Raw genomic sequence first — 21,610 nt, 5'->3', positions numbered from 1 at the left:
GTTTCGGCTCGTGGATCGACTGGCGCGGCGGCTGGGCGTACCCGATGCGGTTGTCATCGGGTTGGGCTCGATGCTCGGCGCGGGCGTCTTCGTGGTCTTCGCCCCGGCCGCGGCGGCGGCCGGCGGCGCCGGCCTGCTCCCCGCGCTGCTGCTCGCCGGTTTCGTCGCCTTCTGCAACGCGACCAGCTCCGCGCGGCTGGCGGCCCGTTACCCGGAGTCCGGCGGCACCTACGTCTACGGCCGGGAACGCCTCGGCCCGCTGGCGGGATTCGTGGCGGGTTGGGGGTTCGTGGTCGGCAAGACGGCGAGCTGCGCGGCGATGGCGCTGACCATCGGGGCGTACCTCTGGCCGGGGCAGACCCGGCTGGTCGCCGTCGGCGCGGTCGTCGCGGTGACCGCCGTGAACCTGCGCGGCATCGGTAAGACGGCCACCGCCACGAAGGCGCTCGTGGCGGTGGTGCTCGCCGTGCTGACCCTCGTCGCGGCCGTCGGCCTGGTGGGCGGGCCGGTGCACCTGGACCGGCTGACCGATACCGGCGGCTCCGCGCGCGGTGTGCTCACCGCCGCCGGGCTGCTGTTCTTCGCCTTCGCCGGGTATGCGCGGATCGCCACGCTCGGCGAGGAGGTGCGCGACCCGGAGCGGACCATCCCCCGGGCGGTGCCACTGGCGCTGGGGGCGGTGCTGGCGGTCTACCTGGTCCTGGCCGTGATCACGCTCGGCGTGCTGGGCGCCGACCGGCTGGCCGGGTCCGCCGCGCCCCTGGTCGACGTGGTGACCGCCGCCGGGTTGCCCGGCCTGGCCTGGGTGGTCCGGGCCGGGGCGACCATCGCCGTCGTCGGGGTGCTGCTCTCCCTGGTCGCCGGGGTGGGCCGGACCACGCTCGCGATGGCCCGCCGCCACGACCTGCCCGGCGCGCTGGCCGCCGTGCACCCCGTGCGCCGGGTACCGCACCGCGCCGAGGTGGCGGTGGCCGCCGTGGTGATCGTGGTGGTGCTGCTCGGCGACGTACGGCAGGCGATCGGCTTCTCCAGCTGCACGGTGCTGGTCTACTACGCGATCACCAACGCGGCGGCGCTCACGTTGGGCCGGGACCGGGGGCGACGGCTACCGGTGCAGGTGCTCGCCGGGCTCGGGCTGGTCGGCTGCCTGCTGCTCGCGCTCAACCTGCCGCTGGGCAGCGTCCTCGCCGGCGTCGGCGTACTCGCCGCCGGGGCGGTGTGGCACGGCCTGCGGCAGCGGGATCGCTGAGAGGTCCGTCGCGCGCGGCACCGGGCTGGTCGTCGCGGGCGGGGCGCACTGCCGGGTCAGCCAGTCCAGGCCACGTCGGCGGGCGACCACGGTGAGCCGGTCGCCCGCGAAGATCACCTGGCGGGGGTCGAGGTCCTTCCACCAGATGGTCTTCGCCGCGCCGGCCGGGGTCCGGGCGATCAGCCGGACCTGCCCGTCCCGGTTGACGGTGTCCAGCGGCCGGCCGTCCAGCTCGGAGCCGGCGGCGACCGGCACCTCGGCGACCGGGAGCGCGTGCCGGTCGACCGGAATGGTGGTGATGACCGCGCGTTCGGTGAGCGCGCCGATGAAGGCCGGGGCGGCCAGGTAGGAGACCGATCGGGACACCCCGAGCGCGAAGGTCTCCTCTACCCGCTCGGCGAAGTCACCGTCGAAGAGCCGCAGCACCACCCGCAGGTCGTCGCGGAGGTCGCGGGCGGCCAGCGCCGCCTCCAGGTTGGCGACGTCGTCGGTGGACGCCACCACCAGCGCCTGACAGTCCGCCACCGATGCGGCGGCCAGGGTCTCGGGCAGCGCGGCGTCGCCGACGACCAGTGGCACCTCCAACTGGCGGGCCAGGGCCGCGCCACGTGGCGCCGGGTCCTTGTCGATCGCCACGACCTCGACGTCGTACTCGCGCAGTTGGGCCATCACCCGCGTGCCGACGTTACCGAGGCCGATCACCACGACGTGCCCGGCGCGGGCCGGTTGCAGCAGACCGGTGTGCAGGGCGAGACGGGCGTTGACGATGCCGTCCACGACGACGGCGGTGATCAACGGGATCAGCGCGAGCCCGGCCAGGTTGAGCACCACCTGCATGATCTGCGCGTCGGCGGCCTTGCCGGTGTCCGGATCGGCGCCACTGAGGGTGGTGACCAGCGTCAGGTACAGCGCCTCCAGCGGAGAAACGCCCTCGGTGCGGGAGATCAGCGCGCCCAGCACCGCGATCACGGCGAGCACCAGCATCACCGCGATGCCGATCTTGCGGGTGGCGAAGCCGCGTACGGCCCGCACCAGCATCGTGACCGGCCGGCGTCGCCGCCGGGCCCGGACCAACCGGCGCGCGGCGACCTCGGTGCCCGGCGGCAGACCGGTCGCCTCGGCGAGCACCAGGTCCGCGCCGGCCTGCTCGGCCGGCAGCAACTCCATCCCCTGCCGCCCGTCGGGGCGGGCCAGCGCGCACACCACGTCCTGCGTCCGGACGTCGGCACGCCGCGCCACCCGCAACGTCTTGTCCCGGTGTTGGAAGGAGCTGGGATCGACCTCGCCGAGCGCGGCGGCCACGAACGCCGGGGCGGCCATCTCGGCGTCGGAGAGCACCTCGACGGGCGCCCTGATCAGCTTGCGGACGCCGTCGGCCAGGGTGCCGTTGAACATCCGCAGCACCTGCCGGACGCGCTGGTCGACGGCCTGGGCACAGAGCGCGGCGTGCAGGTTGCCCACGTCGTCCTGGTGCAGCAGGGCCAACCCGGTCGCACCGGCCAGGCCGGCGGCCTCGAAGGTCGCCACGTCCAGGCGTTCCGAGCGGATCACGCGGACGCCGCGCAGGCTCGCCACGTCGGGACCGGTGCTGCGGTAGCGCTCCGGCACCACGACGGTGACCCGTGCGCCGCCCACGGGCAGGTCGGATTCGAGCAGCGCGCGGGCCACGTAGTAGGCCAGGGCGTCCCGGCCACAGATCACGTAGTGCGGACGCGGGTCACCGGCGGAGCGGAGCCGCCAGTTCCACTCGACCGCCCGTCGCGCCCGGTCCCGCCACGGCTCCGCCATGCCCGGATCGTAACCAGCACGATCACCCTGGGCGACCCCACCCGGATCGTCCCGGGCAGGCATGCCGACCCGGGCCGTGGGTAGAGCACCTGCCATGCAGACCTTCCTCCCGTACCCGGACTTTCTGGCCAGCGCCCGCGCGCTGGACCAGAAGCGGCTGGGCAAGCAGCGGGTGGAGGCCATCCAGGTGTTGCGCGGGCTCACCTGGCCGGGGTACGGGTGGCGCAACCACCCGGCCGTGAAGATGTGGGCCGGGTACGAGGAGGCGCTGACCCGGTACGGGCTGGACATGTGCGCCGTGTGGACCCAGCCGGGCCGGGCGGACACCTGCGCCTCCACGCTGACCGTCGACCTCGCCGCCGCCTGCGGGGCGGGTGTCGTACGCACCCAGGACGAGCTGGCCCGCGCCGGTGACCTGCCACCCTGGCTCGGCCGTGACGACCTGCACCTGAGCCACCGCTCCTCGCTGCTGCGCAAGGACCCGACGCACTACGCCCCGATCTTCGGCACCGACACGCCCGACGACCTGGAGTACGTCTGGCCCGCGTCCGACCGGGCGCGGCGCTGCCTGGCATAGGAGACTGGCGGCAGACGAGGGAGGTGCCCATGGCGCTGTCGCGTGTGGTGGGTCGGCTCATCGGCGTACGCCAGCATGAGGTGGACCCCGGCGGCGGTGGCGCCGCCCGCGTGCCGCGACCGGTCGCGGCGGTCGTGGTCGGGGCGGGCATCGCCGGCATGTCGGCGGCCGTGGTGCTCGCCGAACGCGGCGTGGACGTGACCGTGCTGGAGGCCGCGCCGACCATCGGTGGACGGCTGGGCGCCTGGCCGGAGGCGCTGCCCGACGGGGAGCAGCAGAACGAGCACGGCTTCCACGCGTTCTTCCGGCAGTACTACAACTGGCGGTCCATCCTCCGGCGCGTCGAGCCCGGCCTGGGCTTTCTCAAACCGATCCCGGGCTATCCGATCCTGAGCGCGCAGTGGCCGACCGAGGAGTTCGGCCGGCTGCCCCCCGCGCCTCCGGCGAACCTGCTCGCGCTGCTGCTGCGCAGTCCCAGCCTGCGCCTGGCGGACCTGCGGTCGATGGACCGGGACGCGGCGTTGCCGCTGCTCACCTACGATCCGGTCCGCACCTACGCCGAACTGGACGACACCACGGCCGACGAGTTGCTGGCGTCGCTGCGGCTGCCGGACCGGGCGCGGGCGATGCTGTTCGAGGTCTTCTCCCACTCGTTCTTCAACCACGAGGCGGAGATGTCGGCGGCCGAGATGGTCGCCCAGTTCCACTTCTACCTGCTGGGCAATCCGGAGGGGCTGGCCTTCGACTGCCCGGACGAGGACTATGCGACGGCGATCTGGCAGCCGCTGACCCGGCACGTGGAGAAGCACGGCGGTCGGGTGCTCACCCGCTCCGGCGCGACGGGGGTGCACCGTGACGGTGCCGGCTGGCGGGTGACGACCACCGACGGCGGCGACCACCGGGCGGAGCACGTGGTGCTGGCCGTCGATCCGCCCGCGCTCGCCGCGCTGGTGGCGGCCTCCCCCGACCTGGTCGCGCGGGCACCGGAGTTGGCGGCACGGATGCCCCGCTTCGGCCGGCCCGGCCCGCCGTACGCGGTGGCGCGATACTGGTGCGACGGCGACGTCGCCGCCGACCGGGCGGTGTTCAGCGGGGTGTCCCGGCAGCCCACTCTGGACTCGGTGACGCTGTACCACCGGTTGGAGAACGAGTCGCGGCGCTGGGCGCACCGCACCGGCGGTTCGGTCGTGGAGCTGCACGCGTACGCCTGTGCGCCCGGCGTGCCGGCCGACGAGTTGGCCGAACGGATGCGCCGCGAGCTGGTGACGCTCTGGCCGGAGGCCGCTGACCTGCGGGTCCGGGAACTGCGCGCCCGGGTGGAGGCGCAGGCCCCCGCGTTCACGCCGGGCAGCCACGCCTGGCGTCCGGGGGTCCGCACCGAGGCCGCGGGTGTCTACCTGGCCGGCGACGGGATCGCGACGAACTTTCCGAGCGCGCTGATGGAACGCTCGGCGGCCACCGGGATCATCGCGGCGAACCACATCCTGCGGGCACAGGGTGCCGCGACCGAGCCGGTGCGCTCGGTCCGCCCGCGCGGCCTGCTGGCCGGGCGAGCAGCCCCAAAACGATCAAAAGCGACATAAGCGACGGTACGCTGCCGTACGCTCGATTGATCATCCGTCGATCGACCGGGCGGGAGGGCAGCGGCGATGTCACCACTGCACCGCGCCGGCGCAGCGGACGGCCGGCCGGCCGAGGAGGCCGTCCGCGACGATGCGTACCCACTCATCCGTGACGAGCGCGCCTGTGTCGTCACCGCCCTGCGGCTGGGCTGGTGGATGGCGGACGCCTACCACCACGGGCAACACGCCGAACCGGGGCCGACCACGCCGGTCCACCCACCGGCCAAGCTCTCCAACCTGACCGAGATGTCACTCCCCCGCCGGATGCGGATGTACCTCGACGGCGTCGACGTCGCGCTGGCCCAGATCTCGGCGCTCACCCGGCACACCGGGTCGCTGCCCGACACGTCCGCCGCCCGCACGCGGCTGCCCGACCTGGACCGCCTACCCGATCTGGAGCGGCCGGACCTGGTCGACACCGAGCCGCTGCTGCTCGCCCTCGACGACCTCAACGTGGACGTGCTGCGCTGGGCGATGGCCACCAACCTCCGGGTCGGACTGGCCTACCGGCTGGGCCGGTCCCTGGCCGACACGGTCCGGCCCGGCGACGCCGCCCAACTCCTGCGCCGCTTCGACGGCCGACAAGTCCAGATCAGCCGGTGGTTGGACGAGTTGGCCAGCGTGCTGCCGCCGTACTCGGCCGCGGTGGTGCGCCGCTCGCTGGCCGCCTGGGCGGTGGCCGTGGAACGGGCCGGCCGGGGTGACCCGACCGAACCGGAGCCCGCCGAGCTGAGCCGCGAACTGCGCAACCAGGGCGACCTGTGGCGCGGCGTGCTCACCGGCGGCCTGCACCCGCGTGACCTGCTCGACGAGGAGGACTACGCGGTGGTCGCCCGGAACCTGATCATCCGGGACCGCCGGCTGGTCGCCCAGGCCGCCCAGGGCATCTTCTGGCCGGTGCTGGTGCCGCTGCTGGTGGTGCTCTTCGCGCTGGTCGGCGTGAGCGCGGCAGCGGCGGCCGGCTCGCCGACCACCCGCGCCGCCGTGGCCCTGCTCGGTCTGGGCGCCGGGCTGGCCGCCATCTGGCGCTCCGTCTCGGGACCCGCGCTGGCGGTCGCCGGCGAGGTCAACCGGCCGCTGCTGGACAGCGAACTCACCGCGCGGATGGCACTGCGGCTGGACAAACCGCTGACGAACGCCCGCCGCACGGCGGGGAGCGCTCCCCGCACCCGGCGCCAGCGCGCTCCCGAGGAGCCGGGTAGCCGATCGAAATACGTTGCCCCCCTCTCCCGTGCGGACCTACCGTGATCGCGCAAGGTCAGCCACCACAGCGGGAGCAGGTCATGACGAGGTCGCACGCCACCACCGTGCTGTCGTCACTGCTGTCCTGCGGCGGTTGGCCGGCGGAACACCCCCGGGCGGGCCGGCCCGACTGACGCGTACCCGTACGTGCCGAGCCGCCCGTCCGAACGCCGGACCGGGCGGCTCGTCGCTGTCCGCCGCCACTGTAGAAAGGAGTCCCGGTGGATGCCGTCCTCGTCGTCAACGCCGACCTCGGCCCGTTGCACCGGGTCACCGTCCAGCACGCCGTCCGGATGCTCTGCCGACGGGTGGCCGAGATCCACGAGGCGGAGCCCGATCGGCTGATCGGCGTCTTCCCGCTGCCCCGGGTGGTGCGGCTGGTCCGTTACGTGGTCACCCGGTGGCGGTTCAACTCCGGGCCGGCCTGGTCCCGGGCCGGGGTGCTACGCCGCGACGACCACTGCTGCGCGTACTGCGATGGCCCGGCGTCGACCATCGACCACATCCTGCCGCGTTCCCGGGGTGGCCGGAACACGTGGCGAAACACCACCGCCGCCTGCTACGGCTGCAACCAGCGCAAGGGTGACCGGACCCCGGCGGAGGCGGGCATGCCGCTACGCCGCGAGCCGGTGAACCCCGGCTGGGCATCGCTGGCCCGGCGGTGACCGACCGGCCGGCGGGAACGGGGGGCCGCGCCCGGGGGTACGCCTCCGGCGCGGCACCCGTCGGCCCCGGTCACGCGGCGCGCTCGGTGACCTTTGCCTTCGGCCGCCCGGCGGCGCAGTGCACCCGGATCTCGCTGCTGTGCTCGGGTGCGGTCAGCTCGACCGTGACCTGCTTCGCCGGCCCCGCGTCGTACGGCGGCACCTGGTAACCCGACGCGGGGGTGACCGTGAGCAGTTCGGCCAATCCCCCGACACAGCGGACGGTGACCGTCCCGCCCTGGGCGCGCACCGGGAGCCCCGGGGATTCGGCGGGCGGAGACGCGCCCGTGGGCGCGACCGTCGGCGCGACCGTCGGCGGCGGCTGACCCGGGGCCGACGGCCGGCCCGGCCCCACTGCGGGGCCCGGGCGGGGAGCGGCCGACGTGGGACCGGCCGACGGTTCGGCGGGCGCACGCACAGTGGACGGTTCGGGCTGCGCGACGGTCTCCGGCAGGCCGACCGTGGTGGTGCCACCCGTGCCGATCCCGGTTCGTGGGGTGGTTCCGTCGTGCCGCCGCGCGCCGTAGTCGCCGAGCGACCCGGCCACCGCCACCGCTGCGATCACCGCGCCGCCGACCACCAGCGCCACCCGTCGGCGACGCCAGGCCTGTCGCCGGGGCGCCTCGGAAGCAGCCCGGTTCACGCCATCGGCCACCTCCGCGTCCCCACCCGCTGCGGCCTTGCGCGCCTCGTTCGGCCCGGCGTCACCATCCTTGGCCGGGTGGGCAGCGGGCGAGCCAGCGGCGACCGCCCGGTCCGCGGCGGCCGACCGGTCCGCAGCGCTCGACCGGTTCGCGGCACTCGACCGGTCCGCGGCACTCGACCGGTTCGCGGCGCTCGACCGGTCCGCGGCGACCGACCTGTTCGCGGCGCTCGACCCGGAATCAGCGGCCGATCCGGAAGCGGCGGCCAGCCCGGAAGCGGCGCTCGACCCGGAGGCGGCGGCCAGCCCGGAGGCGGCGTTTCCGCCGGCCAGCCCGGAGACGACGGTGAGCAGGATGCGGGCCACCTCGGCTGCTGGTGGCCGGTCGTCGGGGTTGCGGGCGAGACACCAGTGGTAGAGCCGGTGGATCTCGGCGGGCACCCGGTCGATCTCGGGTAGCGGGTCCGGATCGACATGCACGTGGGCGCGGAGCATCCCGGTCTGCGTCTCGGCCGCCCACGGCAGCCGGCCGGTGAGCGTCCGGTGCAGGAGCAGGCCGAGCGCGTACACGTCGGAGGCCGGCAGGACCTCGCCGGCCGCCAGCCGCTCCGGCGCGAGGTACGCGGGCGTACCGAGCAGCCGGCCGTCGAAGTCGATCTCGGAATCACCGGCGGCCGCCGCGATACCGAAGTCGAGCACCTTCGCGCCGGTGGGGGTGAGCATCACGTTGCCCGGCTTCACGTCCCGGTGCACCAACCCCTGGCCGTGCGCCGCCGAGATGGCCGACGCCACCTCGGCGCAGACCCGCAGCGCGGCGCGGGGTGGCAACGGCCCGGCGACCAGCCGGCTTTCGAGGGTGTCGCCGTTGAGCAGTTCCAGCACCACGAACGGCACCTGAACTCCGTCGAGACGCGACTCGCCGAAGTCGTAGACGTTGGTGACGTGCGGGTGCGACAACCGGGCCGCCGCCTTGGCCTCGGCCCGAATCCGCTGACGGGCGCTGGGGTCCGAGGCGACGAGCACCTTCACCGCCACGTCCCGTTCGAGCACCTCGTCGTACGCCCGGTAGACCGCCGACATGCCGCCGCTGCCGAGACGCTCCAGGAGCCGGTAGCGGCCCGCAAGCAACTGATCACGCTGCACGACCGACAGACTGCCGTACGACTCACGTTCGGCACCACCCGGGATCGAGGTTTCGCAATGGGTGGGAGATCGACTCGGGTTGCATGACATCGGCGTGTCCCAGCGCACGGGACACCCCGCCTTCCTGGAAACCGAGTGGATCAGGCCGCGAGCTTCAGCGCTCGGTCGGCGCTCGCCAGGCGAAGCGGGGAGCCCGGCGCTCGGCCATGGCCGCCACGCCCTCGCGGGCCTCGCCGCTGTCCGCGACCTTCCGGTGCCACCAGGCGATCCGGGCCGGCCCGGCGCGGTCGTCGACGATCTCCTTGGCGGCGGTGACGCTCAGCGGTGACCGTTGGGCGATCGTCGTGGTGAGGTCGTCCAGCCGCTCGGCGAGGCGGTCGCCCGGCAGCACCTCGTCGACCAGGCCGATCCGCAGGGCCCGCTCGGCGTCGATCAACTCGGCGGTGAAGAGCAGGTGCTTCGCCGCCGACGGGCCGACCAGCCGCGCCAGCCGGCGTGTCGTCGGGGCCGGGTAGACCAGCCCGAGGCGGGCCGGAGGTACGCCGAATCGGGCGTCGTCCGAGGCGATCCGCAGGTCACAGGCGACCGCGAGCTGCGCGCCACCCCCGACGCAGGCGCCCCGGATCGCCGCGATCGTCGGCTTGGCGAAGCTTGCCAGCCGCTCCTCGGCGGCGACCGCGATACTGGTGTCACCGGCGTCCAGCAGCTCGGCCAGGTCACCGAGGTCCGCGCCCGCGCAGAAGGCGTCGCCCGCGCCGGTGAGCACCAGGGCCCGCACCTCGGGGTCGGGTTCCAGCCGGTCGAGCAGTTCGGGGAGCTGCCGCCACATGGCCGCCGTCATCGCGTTCCGGCGAGCCGGGTTGTGGATCACGACGGTTGCCACCGGTCCGGCCACCGCGACAGTCAACTCCGCGTCCGACACGCAAACCCCCTCTTCCCACGCCATCCGAGCCGACCCAAGATTGCCAGAACGGCCCGGACGCGAACCCGGCGACCACCGTTGCGGTGGCCGCCGGGTCCGGGTGTCGGTCAGGTCAGGAGACGTTGACCGCCGTGTCGTCGACCACGAAGGACGTCTGGAGCGAGGAGTCCTCGGTGCCGGTGAACTTCAGGGTGACGGTCTGGCCGGCGTACCCGGCCAGGGAGAAGGACTTCTGGCTGTAGCCGGAGGCCTTGTTCAGGTTGGAGTAGGTCGCCAGCGTGGCCAGCACCGTCCCGCCCGAGTTGAGCACCTGCACGTTGAGCTTGTCGTACGCGGTGCTGGTGGTGGTCTCGGCCGAGTCGATGTGCAGCCAGAAGCTCAGCGTGTACGACGAGCAACCCGCCGGGAGGGCCACCGACTGGGCGAGCGTGTCGGTGTGGGTGCTGCCGTACCCGTCCAGCCAGGCCTTGTACGACCCACCGTGGGCCGCCTGGCCGCTGGAGCTGGTGATCACCCCGGAGCTGGCCGTCCAGCCGGTCGAGCCGGACTCGAAGCCCGGGTTGGCCAGCTTCTGGCCGGGCGAGGTGCAGCCGCCGCCGGAGCCGTTCACGGTCAACGTGTAGGTGGCGCTGCGGGTGACCGACCCCGCCCCGTTCACGGTGACCGAGTAGGTGCCCGGCGAGGTGCTGGACGAGGTGCTGATGGTGAGGGTGGACGAGCCGCCCGAGGTCACCGAGGCGGGGCTGAACGCGGCGCTCGCGCCACTGGGCAGGCCGGACGCGGAGAACGTCACGGTCTGCGCCGAGCCGCTCGTGGTGGCGGTCGAGACGGTGGTGGAGACCGCGCTGCCCGGGTTCACCGAGCCGGCGGTCGGCGACAGCGACACGGAGAAGTCGTTGCCGGTGGAGCAGGTGGCGTCGTTGCCGGCGACGTTGACCGCCGTCCAGGCGGCCTGCACGGCCTTGTACTCGGTCGAGCAGCTGCCGTACAGGTCGGTGGCCGCCCGCAGGCTGTACGCGCGGGCGGTGTTCGCCGGGTTGCTGGTGTTGACGTACGACGTGTTGGAGGTGAAGTAGACGTCCAGCGCCCGGTACCAGATCTTCTCCGCCTTGGTACGGCCGATGCCGGTCACCGCCGGGGCGGAGCCGCAGACCGGCGAGGTGCCGTACGAGGTGGAGCCGGTGCCCTCGGCGAGGTTGAAGTAGAAGTGGTTGCCGACGCCGGAGGAGTAGTGCACGTCCTTGTTCTTCGTGCTGGTGGACCAGCAGGAGTCGGACGCGCCGTCCAGCGACGGGTTGTACATGTAGCGCAACGGCGTGTTGTTGCCGTTGATGTTGATCTTCTCACCGACCTGGTAGTCACCCGGGTCGCTCGGCGCGGCGGCGTAGAACTCCACCATGTTGCCGAAGATGTCGCTGGTGGACTCGTTCAGGCCACCGGACTCGCCGGAGTAGACCAGCCCGGCCAGCGCCTCGGTGACGCCGTGGCTCATCTCGTGCCCGGCCACGTCCAGCGCGACCAGCGGGCGGGAGTTGCCCGAGCCGTCGCCGTAGGTCATCTGGGCGCCGTCCCAGAAGGCGTTGACGTAGTTGTTGCCGTAGTGGACCCGGCTCGGCACACCACTGCCGTTGCCGAAAATGCCGTTACGGCCGTGCACGTTCTTGAAGTAGTCGAACGTCTTGGCGGCGCCGAAGTGCGCGTCCACTCCGGCCGACTGCCGATTCGAGTTGGCGCCGGTGCCCCACGCGTTGTCGGCGTCGGTGAACGTGGTGCAGGACGACGTGCCGTTGTTCATGTCGCAGGTACGGCCGTTGCCGCGCACCGGGTCGATCATCTGGTACGTGCTGCCGGAGAGCGTCGTGTCGATGCTGACCGTGCCGGTGTAGATGCCCTGGCCGCTGCCGGTGACCGATTCGATCTCGTCGTACGATCCGACGGTCGCGCCGGAGGTCGCGTCGGTGACGACGTGCAGCCGCGACGGCGTCTGCCCGTCCGGCTGCCAGCCACTGACCACCGTCTCCCAGGCCAGCCGGCCCACGCCCGAGCTGGCGTCGACGAACAGTTCCGGTGCGCCCACGTTCTCGGCCTTGCCGGTGAACCCGGCGCGGGCCGTCTTCTTCGCCGTGTCGGCGCTGACCTTGGCCGTGGTGAGGAGGGTCAGCGGTGCGGCGAGTCCGACCGAACTGCCGGCGTAGGTGCCGTTCGGCGCGGTGTGGATGACGAAGTCACCGCCGTACACCCGCAGTCCCTGGTAGGTGCGGGTGTAGCGGGTGTGCGCCGCGCCGGAGGCGTCCACCCGGGTGCTCTGCACCTGGTAGGACTCGGCGCTGGAACCCTGGACCGCGCCGGGGTTCGTTTGCAGGACGGTCGCCGCTCGGGCCGCGGCGGAGGCGTCCGGCGCGGGAGCGGGAGGTGCGGCAGCGTGCGCCGCGGTGGCGACGCAGGTCAACAGGCCGCTGGTGAGCAGCGCTGCGCTGACGGCCGCGAGGGGTCGTTTCACGTGCCCTCCTGGAAGGAGAAAGGGTGTGACGGGGGTAGTCACGCATGTAGATATAGCTATGTGTAGAAGAAAAGAGAAGCCTTGGACCGCTCCCAGACATTGAGATTGGCCGAACGGATGAGGGCCTTGACAAGGGAACCAACGCGGGCATCGGCGCGTCCGACGGACATGAGACCCGCCTCCACGACCGGCGTCACGATCGCGCTCCTGGCCGCCCTGCTGGCCGGCTGCACCGGCACCGACCGGGCCGCCGACCCCACCGACCTGCCCCCGGTGACCGGCGCGACCGCAGGCCCGGACCTCACGAACATCCCCGCGCCGAGCGGCCTCGTCCCAGGCGGCCCCGCCCCGAGCGGGGCCGTCCCGAGCGGCCCGGTCCCGAGCGGCCCGAGAGCGGACGACCGGGCTCGGGTCGCGCTGTTCCGCTCCGGTGGTTTCGCCGGGCGCGGCGACAACATCACCGTCGAGCCGGACGGGCGGTGGACCGTGGTCGACCGGGCCGGCGGCCGTCGTACCGGCAAGCTCGGCACCGCCGACCTGGGCCAGCTGCACGGACTGGCCGCCGACCCACGGCTGAGCGCCGAGGCCCGTCGCACGGCCACCACGTCGAGCTGCGCCGACGCGTTCAGCTACCGCGTCACCGTCGGAACCGTCGAGACCGGGTACGTCGACTGCCCCGCAGATCCCGCGCCGCCGCCCGCCACCCGGGCACTTGTCGAGTTGCTGCTGCGGGTCACCGCCTGACGGCGAGTCACACGAGGTAGTCCGGGGGAAGACCGGTGCCGCGCAGCTCGGCCGGCAGGTGCGCCACGTCGTTGACGGCGATCAGGTTCGGTGGCCCGGCCGGGCCGTACCGGATGACGGTCAACCCGGCGTTGTGGTGGTTCAAGCCCAGCCACCGCCGCTCAGGTGCCTCGAGGGCGTGCCGGACCAGCCAGGCGATCAGGAAGGTGTGCGTCACCACCAGCTCGCGTACCGGCTCCCCCACGGCCGCCGCCTCGTCGACCTCCGCCGGCCCCGTGAAGCGCCGCACGGCCTCCGCCGTCACGCGCGGCCCGTCGGCCCGCTCGGCCGCCGAGAATCCGGCCAGGAACTCGGCGTACGCCGACGGCAGGCCGGTCGGGTCCGTGTCGTGCGGGAGGTGGTCACCGGCCAACTCGGTGGCGTACACCGGAACCCCGGGCAGTGCCGCGGCGACCACCTCGGCGGTCTGCGCGGCCCGGCGCAGCGGCCCGTGGTGGACGGCGGCGAACGGCCGGCCCCGCAGGCGCTCGCCGAGCAGCGCCGCCTGCCGCCGGCCGCGCTCGGACAGGCCGGTGTCCGGTTCGGTCGAGCCCGTGTCGGCGTGCCCGGTGAGGTCCTGCTCGCCGTGTCGGGTCAGGTACAGCAGCCGCGTTCGCATGCGTACACCCCAACACACCGGAAGGCGCGGTGCCGGCCCGCGCCCTCCGGTTTCTTGATCTTCTGACTAGGCCCGGGGGAACATCTGGCCGATACGGATCTTGTTGCCGAACGGGTCGCGGATGCCGAAGTCGATCCCGTACGGGCGCTCGGTCGGCTCGTCGATGATCTCGACGCCCTTCGCCACGAGATCGTCGTGGGTCTTGTGGGCGTCGTCGGTGGTCATGAAGAGGTACCCACCCAGGGCACCCTTGCTGAGCAGCTCCCGTACCTGCTCGGCGGTCGCCGGGTCCAGCGCCGGCGGGCCCGGCTTCTCCAGCAGGATCTCGCGCTCCGGGTCGCCGGGCAGGTTCACCGTCAGCCAGCGCATGAAGCCGAGATCCTGGTCGGTGTTGACCTCCATGCCGAGCTTGTTGACGTAAAAGTCAAGCGCCTCGTCCTGGTCGAGGACGTAGATCTGAGAGCGGCTGATCGCGTTCATCGTCATACCAACGACCGTAGAGGATGCCCCTGACCTGCTGCTTATCCAAAACTGCTGGGACGCGTCCAGGCCTTCGTGAAGCAGGACGGCACGTTGCCGGCGGCGACGCGGCGACGCCGGAACTCCGAGGGCGACTCACCGACGATCTGCCGGAACGTCCGACTGAACGTGCCCAGACTGCCGAAGCCGACCGCGTAGCAGATGTCCGTCACGTCCCGGTCGGTCTCCACCAACAGCGTCATGGCCCGCTCCACCCGGCGACGTTGCAGGTAGCGGTGCGGCGTCTCGCCGAAGGTCGCCCGGAACGTCCGGATGAAGTGCGCCTCGGAGACGTACGCGATCCGGGCCAGCGCCGGGATGTCCAGCGGTTCCGCGTACGACCGGTCCATCGCGTCGCGGGCGCGCAGCATCGCCCGGTTGGACTCCTCCACCGCCCGACTCACCGCGGGCCGCCGGGCGGCAGGACCGGTGTCTGCGTCACGTCCTGATCGCGCAGCTTGGCGTAGACGACCTCGGAGGTGAACCCGCCGATGAACCCGATGGCCAACACGAAGAAGACCAACCTCCGCGCCGCGTCACCGTCGAGCAGGCCCGGGTTGGTGGAGAGCTGCGCCGCCACGAACAGCAGGAAGGCGATGACACCGGCCGCCGACCCCAACGCCGCCGCCCGCAGCCAGTTGCCGTTGCCGTCGTACGCGTTGCGCACGATCGCGCCCCACACCGACGCGATCATCGGCGCGGCCACCAGGACCGCCACGTTCTGCCACCCACCGGCCGGCGCGGCGTACGCCAACGGGATCGTCGCCAGGGCGAGCAGCAGCAGGACCAGCGCGGTCACCAGGCCGGCCACCGTACGCCGACCGGCGGCGCCCCCAGCGCGTTCCTCCTCCGCGCGGCGCCGCACCTGGGCGCGGAGCGCGGTGACGATCGGGCCGGCCGCCGCCGACTGCCAGGGTCGGGCCAGCAACGCCACCTCCTCCTCGCTGGCGACACCGCGCTCGTTGTTCAGCCGCTGCCACACCTTCTCCGCGCCACCGCCGAACGCCGCGACCGCAGCGACCGGGATACGACGGGACAGGCCGATGAGCCCGGCGATGAACGTGGAGCGTCCGCCGCCCACCAGCAGCAGCGCGTCGGCCGTCAGCAGCGACCGGTAGAAACTGACCTCCCAGTCGTCCGTCGACTCGGGCACCACGGCGAACAACTCCGGATACCGCTGGGCCTCCTCGAAGTCCACGTCCTGCTGATACCGGCCACGGACCAGGATCGACCCGGGCGTCGCCCGGCCGGAGCCCACGTAACCGCGTACGACATCGCGTTCCAGGTAGTCGGGATCGCTGGAGTACACGACGATGCCGCAACCCTGCCTCGCGAGCTCCGCGCCCAACTCGGCCGCCGCGGCGGGGGCAGCCTCCGGATCGCGTACGGCCGGCGAGTAGGAGCGGTTGACCTGGGCGCTGCCGGCGATCGCGACGAGCGGGCTCATGCGACTCCTCGACGGTCGGGTGATACCCGAACTATAGGAGCGGCCGACCATCGATCGTTCGCGCCGGCAGTGCGATCGGCGCGGCCGGGGAGCTCGACGCCACCGCACGTGGTGATCCGGGGCCGACGCTTCCCACTCCTCGCGAGCTAGCGTCGTCAGCGCAGCAATACCTGATGCCGGGGAGGCGTGGGGTGAGAGAGCTTGAGGGCACCTACCGCGGGCTTCTCCTGATTGAGCCGCCCCTACGCAGGCAGTGGCTACTCGACCGCAAGCCTGACTCGGTAAGTCCCGTGCACTGGTGGTTCGCACTGATCGACATGGCGACCTCGGATGTGCGCCGCCAGCACCGCGGATTGCCCGGCCACCGGCCCCTTGCCGACGTGCCGCTAGCGTTCTTTCTGATCGACCTGGCATCCGAGCACGATTTCCCGATGGAGCTGGCGGTCGCACACCTCAGCGCGCTCATCACGATCGCCCTCGATGCGGGTCAGCGAGTCCAGGAGCTACCAGCCAGCGCTCGGCCGGACACGGTCGCCCGGCGGGCTGTCGAGAGCTTTGGCATGACACGGAAACAAGCTGCCGCCCGAGCAGCGAGCCTGCGCGCCATCCCGCTCACCGAGGATGATTTCGTCCAGCCGGGTGAAGACTGGCTGGCGAGATGGCAGGCGCTCACCGTCACCGACGACTACCAGGACTACCACCGACTCCTCAACATCGAGCGGATCTTGACCGACCTCGCACCCCTCGTCGACCACATGACCGACGCCCACCTCGTCGCTGACGTCCAGGCATGGCTTCAGGTGCTACCCGATCTAGCCCCGGTGCCGGCAGCTGACCCGCCGCTTGATGAGGGATGAGTGTCCCGCCGCCCACGCCAGCCCTGACACGACGCCTCGGGCGCTGGTCACGCTCGACGGGAAGCTCTCTCGTGAGTGCCGTTGCTGTCAACCGGTCGACTCGTGGCAGTGCCCGTCGGGAAAAGCTTTGTGGATATGGAGCCCCCGGCCGGGATCGAACCGGCGACATCTCGCTTACAAGGCGAGTGCTCTGGCCAGCTGAGCTACAGGGGCGCATGTGTCGACGCCAGCATAGCGACTGACGTCCGGATATCCCGCTCGCGAGTGCTCCCGAGCACGGGAAACGTCAACAACCCGACGCCCGACGCCGCACCGCGACGTCGATTGATGCCTTGCCGTGCCCGACTGCCCGGAATGCGTAGGCATTGGGTCACTTCCGAGGGTCCCTCGCCTTGGCAGCACGGGCAAAGCCAATTACGGTGCAGTGACACGGACGACGACCCGGCCGCCCCCGCGACCGACCGCCGTCCGCTGACCGGCACGGGCTCGTGCCGGTTGCTCCTTCACTCGGATCGTCCGGCACGTTCCTGCCGGTGAAAGGAAGCGCACCACCATGGCTACGGTCACCTATTCCAAGGCGTCCCGGATCTACCCGGGCACCGAGCGTCCCGCCGTCAACGAGCTGAACCTCGAGATCGGCGACGGCGAGTTCCTCGTTCTCGTCGGCCCGTCGGGTTGCGGCAAGTCCACCAGCCTGCGGATGCTCGCCGGGCTGGAGGACGTCGACGCCGGCTCGATCTACATCGACCAGCGGGACGTCACCCACCTTCCCCCGAAGGCCCGCGACATCGCGATGGTCTTCCAGAACTACGCCCTCTACCCGCACATGACGGTGTACGAGAACATGGCGTTCGCCCTGAAGCTGCGCAAGACCTCCAAGTCGGAGATCGACCGGCGGGTCAAGGAGGCGGCCGGGCTGCTCCAGCTCGAGGAGTACCTGAGCCGCAAGCCGAAGGCGCTCTCCGGTGGTCAGCGTCAGCGGGTGGCCATGGGCCGGGCGATCGTCCGCGAGCCGCAGGTCTTCCTCATGGACGAGCCGCTGTCGAACCTCGACGCCAAGCTGCGTGTCCAGACCCGTACGCAGATCGCGTCGCTCCAGGCCAAGCTGGGCGTCACCACCGTCTACGTGACGCACGACCAGGTCGAGGCCATGACCATGGGTCACCGGGTCGCCGTGCTGCTCGACGGTGTGCTCCAGCAGGTGGACACCCCGCGGGCGCTCTACGACACCCCGGCGAACGTGTTCGTCGCCGGTTTCATGGGCTCTCCCGCCATGAACATCAAGACCGTCCCGCTGCACGAGCAGGGCGCCGAGTTCGCCGAGCTGCGTATCCCGCTGACCCGCGAGCAGGTCGAGGCGGCCCGCGCCGAGGGTGGCGACGGCAAGGTCACCGTCGGCTTCCGTCCGGAGGACTGCGACCTGGTCAGCCCGACCGAGGGCGGTATGCCGGTCGTCGTCGAGCTGGTCGAGGACCTGGGCTCGGACGCGAACGTCTACGGCCACGCCGCCCTGGGTGGCAACTCGGAGCGCTTCGTCGTCCGTACCGACCGCCGCAGCATGCCGAACATGGGCGACACCGTGTTCGTCAAGCCGCGCGCCGGCCGCAGCCACGTCTTCCACGCCACCACGGGCAGCCGGATCTGACGTAACGCCGTACCGAAAAGGGGCGGTCCGCTGCGGCGGGCCGCCCCTTTCGTCGTACCCGGGAGGGGTCGTCATCCCCGGGAGCCAGCGCGAGCGTGGCTCCCCGGGGTGACGCGGCGGGGTGTGCCGTATCCCTAGCGTTCGCGGCACACCGAGCCCGAGGAGACGCCGTGTCCGCCACCGCCACCGCCCACCGGAACCAGATCATCCGCCGGGCCGGCCGTAGCCTCGCCTACTGCGCGACGCTGGTACCGGTCGCCCTGTTCACCTTGGCTACCACCCCGGTGGGCGGGGCCGACGCCGCCGTCGCGCGGTGGCGGGGCCTGCGGACCGGCCTGCTCGGCGCACCCCCGACGGCCGTGCCCGGCCGGCGACCCGGAACGCTCGCGGTGCTCGGTCACGCGCTGCTCAGCCTGCTGCTCGGCCTCGTGGCCCTGCTGCCGATCGGCGTCGAGCTGTTGATGGTGCTGCGCGGCGTCCTGTACGGGGTGGTCGATCCCGGCCCGTACGACCACTCCTGGGGCGGTCCGAGCCGGGCCGGCGCGTGGCTGGCGCACTTCCTCGTCGGCCTGCCACTGGCGGCCGGCGGGCTGGCCGCGCTGATCGGCATCGCCGCCGTGCACCAACGACTGACCCGACGCCTCGACGGGGAGCGGGGTCCGGCCTGGCTGCTGCCGGCCACGCTGCTGACGGCGATGGCCGGTGCGGTCTTCTTCGTCGCCTGGCTCCACCAGATCTGACGACGAAGCCCCCTACCGCTTTCGGGCGGTAGGGGGCCTCGTCGACGTCGTTACAGCTCGACCGAGCGGCGGCGGGCGACCTCGGCCAGGGTGACCGCGGCGGCCACGCTCGCGTTGAGCGACTCCACCTCGGAGATCATCGGGATGCTGACGGTCAGGTCGCAGGTCTCCCCGACCAGCCGGGACAACCCGCGCCCCTCGGAACCGACGACCACCACCAGCGGGCCGACGGCGGCCTCCAGGTCGTACAGGTCGGTGTCGCCGTCGGCGTCCAGGCCGACCACCATGAAGCCGGCGTCCCGGCACGCCTTCAGCGACCGGGTCAGGTTGGTGACCTGGGCCACCGGCACCCGCGCCGCCGCGCCGGCACTGGTCCGCCAGGCGGTCGCGGTGATCCCGGCGGCACGACGCTCGGGTACGAAGACACCCTGCGCGCCGAATGCGGCGGCCGACCGGATCACGGCGCCCAGGTTGCGCGGGTCGGTGACCCCGTCCAGCGCGACCAGCAGCGGAGCCTGCTGCTCCAGCGACGCGGCCACCAGGTCCTCGAAGGGCTCGTACGCGAACGGCGGCACCTGCAAGCCGACGCCCTGGTGCAGCACCCCGCCGGTCATCCGGTCCAGTTCGGCCCGGCTGATCTCCAGGTTGGCGATGCCCCGGTCGGCGGCGGTCCGGATGATCTCCTTGGTCCGCTCGTCCACGTCGATGCCCTGGGCCGTGTAGAGCGCCGTCGCCGGCACCTGGGCGCGCAGCGCTTCCAGCACCGGGTTGCGTCCGACCAACAGCTCCGGGGAGTCCTTCGACGGGTTGGACTTGCGCCCCGGGGAGACCCGGGGACCGGAGCGCGAGGTGGGCTTGCCACCCCGACCGCCGGTCGCGCCACGACCGACCGGTACGCCCCGACCGCCACCCTTGCCCCAGGTGGTGTCCTTGCTGCCCGGCTGACCGATCTTCGGGGCACGCCCCTCCTCGGCCGCCACCCGGCGCTCCTTGTCCTGCTTCCAGGCGGTGCGCTGCGGCAGCTTCTCGGTGCCCGAGTAGCCCTTGTGCCACGGCCGCTCGTCAGCGGGCAGGGTGCGACCCCGCCCGGCGAGGGAGTCCTTGTTCTTGCCGCCGGAGCCCTTGGGGGCACCCGCCTTCGACGTCAGTCGCCGGCCACGGCGCTGCGAGTTGCCGGCCATCAGTCCTGCTCTCCAATAGTCCAACGGGGGCCCTGGGGGGTGTCCTCGACCACCACGCCGGCCAGCTTGAGCTGGTCACGTACCGCGTCGGCGGCAGCCCAGTCCTTACGGCCCCGGGCCTGCGCGCGCTGCTCCAGGGCCAGCGCGATCAGGGAGTCCACCACGGCGCGCAGATCGTCCGAGCGACCGCCGCCGGTCCACGCCTCGTCGAGGGGGTCGATGCCGAGGATATCCAGCATCGCGCGTACGACGGCCAGGGTGGTGCGGACAGTCACATCGTCGCCCGCGCTCAGCGCGGTGTTGCCGTCCCGGAGGTGCTGTTGCAGCACCGCCAGCGCGGCGGACGTGTTGAGGTCGTCGTCCATCGCCGCGACGAAACCGGCCGGCAGCTCGCCGAGCTGCCCGGCGCCCACCCGCTCGACGGCCCGCTGGACGAAACCCTCGATCCGGCGGTACGCGGTGGCCGCCTCGCGAAGCGAGTCCTCCGAGTAGTCGATCACCGAGCGGTAGTGCGCGGCGGCGTAGTAGTAACGCAGCTCCACCGGCCGCACACCGAGCGAGTCGACGTACGCGAGGCCCAGGGCGTTACCCGCCGACTTGCCCATTTTCGCCCCGCCGATGTTGAGCAGGCCGTGGTGCACCCAGTAGCGGGCGAACGGCAGCCCGGCCGCCTGGGACTGGGCGATCTCGTTCTCGTGGTGCGGGAACGTCAGGTCCAGACCACCGCCGTGGATGTCGAACTCCGGGCCCAGGTAGCGCCAGCACATCGCCGAGCACTCGATGTGCCAGCCCGGACGGCCCAGCCCCCACGGGGACGGCCAGTACGCGTCCGCCGGCTCGTTCGGCTTGGCGCCTTTCCAGAGGGCGAAGTCGCGCGGGTCCCGCTTACCCCGGTCCGGCGCGTCGCCGGCCGACTGCATCGCGTCCGGCGACTGACCCGACAGCGACCCGTACGCCGGCCAGGACGCCACATCGAAGTAGACGTCGCCGGAGCCGTCGGTGGCCGGGTACGCGTGCCCGTCCGTGATCAGCTTGGTGATCAGCTCGTGCATCTCCGGGATGTGCCCGGTGGCGCGCGGCTCGTAGGTGGGCGACAGCACGTTCAACGCCCGGTACGACTCGGCGAGGATCAACTCGTTGGCGTACGCGATCGACCAGAACGGCAGACCCTGCTCACCCGCCTTGACGAGGATCTTGTCGTCGATGTCGGTCAGGTTGCGGATGAACGTGACCTCGTAGCCGGCCGCGAGCAACCAGCGGCGCAGCACGTCATAGTTGACGCCGGAGCGAAGGTGACCGATGTGCGGCGGCGCCTGGAGGGTGAGACCACACAGGTAGACCCCCACCTTGCCGGCTTCCCGCGGGACGAAGTCCCGCACCGATCGGGTGGCGGTGTCATACAGGCGTAGCGTCACCGTACAAGGGTAGC

At 72.3% G+C, this 21,610-nt stretch carries 18 protein-coding genes, 1 tRNA gene and 1 pseudogene; 9 read left to right on the top strand and 11 right to left on the bottom strand.

Translation table 11 applies throughout. The features are described from left to right. The first annotated feature begins 10 nt into the window (after positions 1-10). Positions 11-1,249 (top strand): APC family permease, encoded by a 1,239-nt coding sequence (locus tag AB0I89_RS20380; RefSeq protein ID WP_357128824.1) that lies wholly within the window; start codon positions 11-13, stop codon positions 1,247-1,249. 48 nt (positions 1,250-1,297) lie between these two features. On the opposite strand, the pseudogene AB0I89_RS20375 reads toward AB0I89_RS20380, so the two are convergent. Further along, positions 1,298-3,037 (bottom strand): annotated as a pseudogene (locus AB0I89_RS20375) (NAD-binding protein); the annotation flags it as partial. Between the two features lie 94 nt (positions 3,038-3,131). Here AB0I89_RS20375 and AB0I89_RS20370 point away from each other — a divergent pair. The 4 genes from AB0I89_RS20370 to AB0I89_RS20355 all read left to right on the top strand — a co-directional run bounded on the left by AB0I89_RS20370 (position 3,132) and on the right by AB0I89_RS20355 (position 7,143). After that, positions 3,132-3,614 carry an MSMEG_6728 family protein gene (locus AB0I89_RS20370; RefSeq protein WP_357128821.1) on the top strand — a complete coding sequence of 161 codons (483 nt, stop codon included), beginning with the start codon at positions 3,132-3,134 and terminating at the stop codon, positions 3,612-3,614. Positions 3,615-3,643: 29 nt separating this feature from the next. Further along, on the top strand, positions 3,644-5,197 hold the full coding sequence (locus AB0I89_RS20365; RefSeq protein WP_357128818.1) for an FAD-dependent oxidoreductase: 1,554 nt from the start codon (positions 3,644-3,646) through the stop codon (positions 5,195-5,197). Between the two features lie 66 nt (positions 5,198-5,263). After that, positions 5,264-6,484: a hypothetical protein gene (locus AB0I89_RS20360; protein ID WP_357128815.1), complete on the top strand. Its 1,221-nt coding sequence runs from the start codon at positions 5,264-5,266 to the stop codon at positions 6,482-6,484. Positions 6,485-6,699: 215 nt separating this feature from the next. Then, positions 6,700-7,143 carry an HNH endonuclease gene (locus AB0I89_RS20355; RefSeq protein WP_357128812.1) on the top strand — a complete coding sequence of 148 codons (444 nt, stop codon included), beginning with the start codon at positions 6,700-6,702 and terminating at the stop codon, positions 7,141-7,143. A 70-nt stretch (positions 7,144-7,213) separates the two neighbouring features. Here the strand turns inward: AB0I89_RS20355 and AB0I89_RS20350 are convergent, their stop codons facing one another. The 3 genes from AB0I89_RS20350 to AB0I89_RS20340 form a co-directional block, all read right to left on the bottom strand. After that, on the bottom strand, positions 7,214-8,968 hold the full coding sequence (locus AB0I89_RS20350) for a protein kinase (RefSeq protein WP_357128809.1): 1,755 nt from the start codon (positions 8,966-8,968) through the stop codon (positions 7,214-7,216). Positions 8,969-9,122: 154 nt separating this feature from the next. Continuing rightward, complete coding sequence (locus AB0I89_RS20345; RefSeq protein WP_357128806.1) at positions 9,123-9,914, bottom strand: enoyl-CoA hydratase/isomerase family protein; 792 nt, start codon at positions 9,912-9,914, stop codon at positions 9,123-9,125. Between the two features lie 88 nt (positions 9,915-10,002). After that, positions 10,003-12,390: a M4 family metallopeptidase gene (locus tag AB0I89_RS20340; protein WP_357128803.1), complete on the bottom strand. Its 2,388-nt coding sequence runs from the start codon at positions 12,388-12,390 to the stop codon at positions 10,003-10,005. Positions 12,391-12,558: 168 nt separating this feature from the next. Between AB0I89_RS20340 and AB0I89_RS20335 the strand changes: the two genes are divergently transcribed. Further along, positions 12,559-13,134: a hypothetical protein gene (locus AB0I89_RS20335; protein WP_357128800.1), complete on the top strand. Its 576-nt coding sequence runs from the start codon at positions 12,559-12,561 to the stop codon at positions 13,132-13,134. Positions 13,135-13,141: 7 nt separating this feature from the next. On the opposite strand, the gene AB0I89_RS20330 is transcribed toward AB0I89_RS20335, so the two are convergent. From AB0I89_RS20330 to AB0I89_RS20315, 4 genes are all read right to left on the bottom strand, one after another. Next, a complete protein-coding gene (locus AB0I89_RS20330; protein ID WP_357128797.1) occupies positions 13,142-13,792 on the bottom strand; it encodes a histidine phosphatase family protein in 651 nt (216 codons plus the stop codon). A 66-nt stretch (positions 13,793-13,858) separates the two neighbouring features. Further along, positions 13,859-14,278: a VOC family protein gene (locus tag AB0I89_RS20325; protein ID WP_357128794.1), complete on the bottom strand. Its 420-nt coding sequence runs from the start codon at positions 14,276-14,278 to the stop codon at positions 13,859-13,861. A gap of 35 nt (positions 14,279-14,313) precedes the next feature. Then, complete coding sequence (locus AB0I89_RS20320) at positions 14,314-14,715, bottom strand: AraC family transcriptional regulator (protein WP_357128791.1); 402 nt, start codon at positions 14,713-14,715, stop codon at positions 14,314-14,316. Continuing rightward, positions 14,712-15,758: a hypothetical protein gene (locus AB0I89_RS20315; RefSeq protein ID WP_357128788.1), complete on the bottom strand. Its 1,047-nt coding sequence runs from the start codon at positions 15,756-15,758 to the stop codon at positions 14,712-14,714. Before AB0I89_RS20315 ends, AB0I89_RS20320 begins: the two co-directional genes overlap by 4 nt. 191 nt (positions 15,759-15,949) lie before the next feature. Between AB0I89_RS20315 and AB0I89_RS20310 the strand changes: the two genes are divergently transcribed. Continuing rightward, on the top strand, positions 15,950-16,615 hold the full coding sequence (locus AB0I89_RS20310) for a hypothetical protein (protein WP_357128785.1): 666 nt from the start codon (positions 15,950-15,952) through the stop codon (positions 16,613-16,615). A gap of 136 nt (positions 16,616-16,751) precedes the next feature. Here AB0I89_RS20310 and AB0I89_RS20305 read toward each other — a convergent pair. Further along, positions 16,752-16,828: transfer RNA gene (locus tag AB0I89_RS20305), tRNA-Thr, on the bottom strand. Between the two features lie 340 nt (positions 16,829-17,168). Here AB0I89_RS20305 and ugpC point away from each other — a divergent pair. After that, positions 17,169-18,260 (top strand): sn-glycerol-3-phosphate ABC transporter ATP-binding protein UgpC, encoded by a 1,092-nt coding sequence (gene ugpC, locus AB0I89_RS20300; protein ID WP_357128782.1) that lies wholly within the window; start codon positions 17,169-17,171, stop codon positions 18,258-18,260. A gap of 170 nt (positions 18,261-18,430) precedes the next feature. Continuing rightward, positions 18,431-19,000, top strand: a complete 570-nt coding sequence (locus AB0I89_RS20295) for a hypothetical protein (protein ID WP_357128779.1) — start codon at positions 18,431-18,433, stop codon at positions 18,998-19,000. 50 nt (positions 19,001-19,050) lie between these two features. Here the strand turns inward: AB0I89_RS20295 and rlmB are convergent, their stop codons facing one another. Together rlmB and cysS are read right to left on the bottom strand one after the other, a co-directional pair. Next, positions 19,051-20,181 (bottom strand): 23S rRNA (guanosine(2251)-2'-O)-methyltransferase RlmB, encoded by a 1,131-nt coding sequence (gene rlmB, locus AB0I89_RS20290; RefSeq protein WP_357128776.1) that lies wholly within the window; start codon positions 20,179-20,181, stop codon positions 19,051-19,053. Then, positions 20,181-21,596 carry a cysteine--tRNA ligase gene (gene cysS / locus AB0I89_RS20285; RefSeq protein ID WP_357128773.1) on the bottom strand — a complete coding sequence of 472 codons (1,416 nt, stop codon included), beginning with the start codon at positions 21,594-21,596 and terminating at the stop codon, positions 20,181-20,183. The genes rlmB and cysS overlap by 1 nt, the downstream gene beginning before the upstream one ends. Positions 21,597-21,610: the final 14 nt, after the last annotated feature.

Origin of the sequence: Micromonospora sp. NPDC049801, assembly GCF_040656575.1 — a bacterium.
Lineage (GTDB): Bacteria > Actinomycetota > Actinomycetes > Mycobacteriales > Micromonosporaceae > Micromonospora.
Note: the sequence above shows the minus strand (reverse complement) of the source record. Positions and strands in the feature narration are given on the sequence as shown.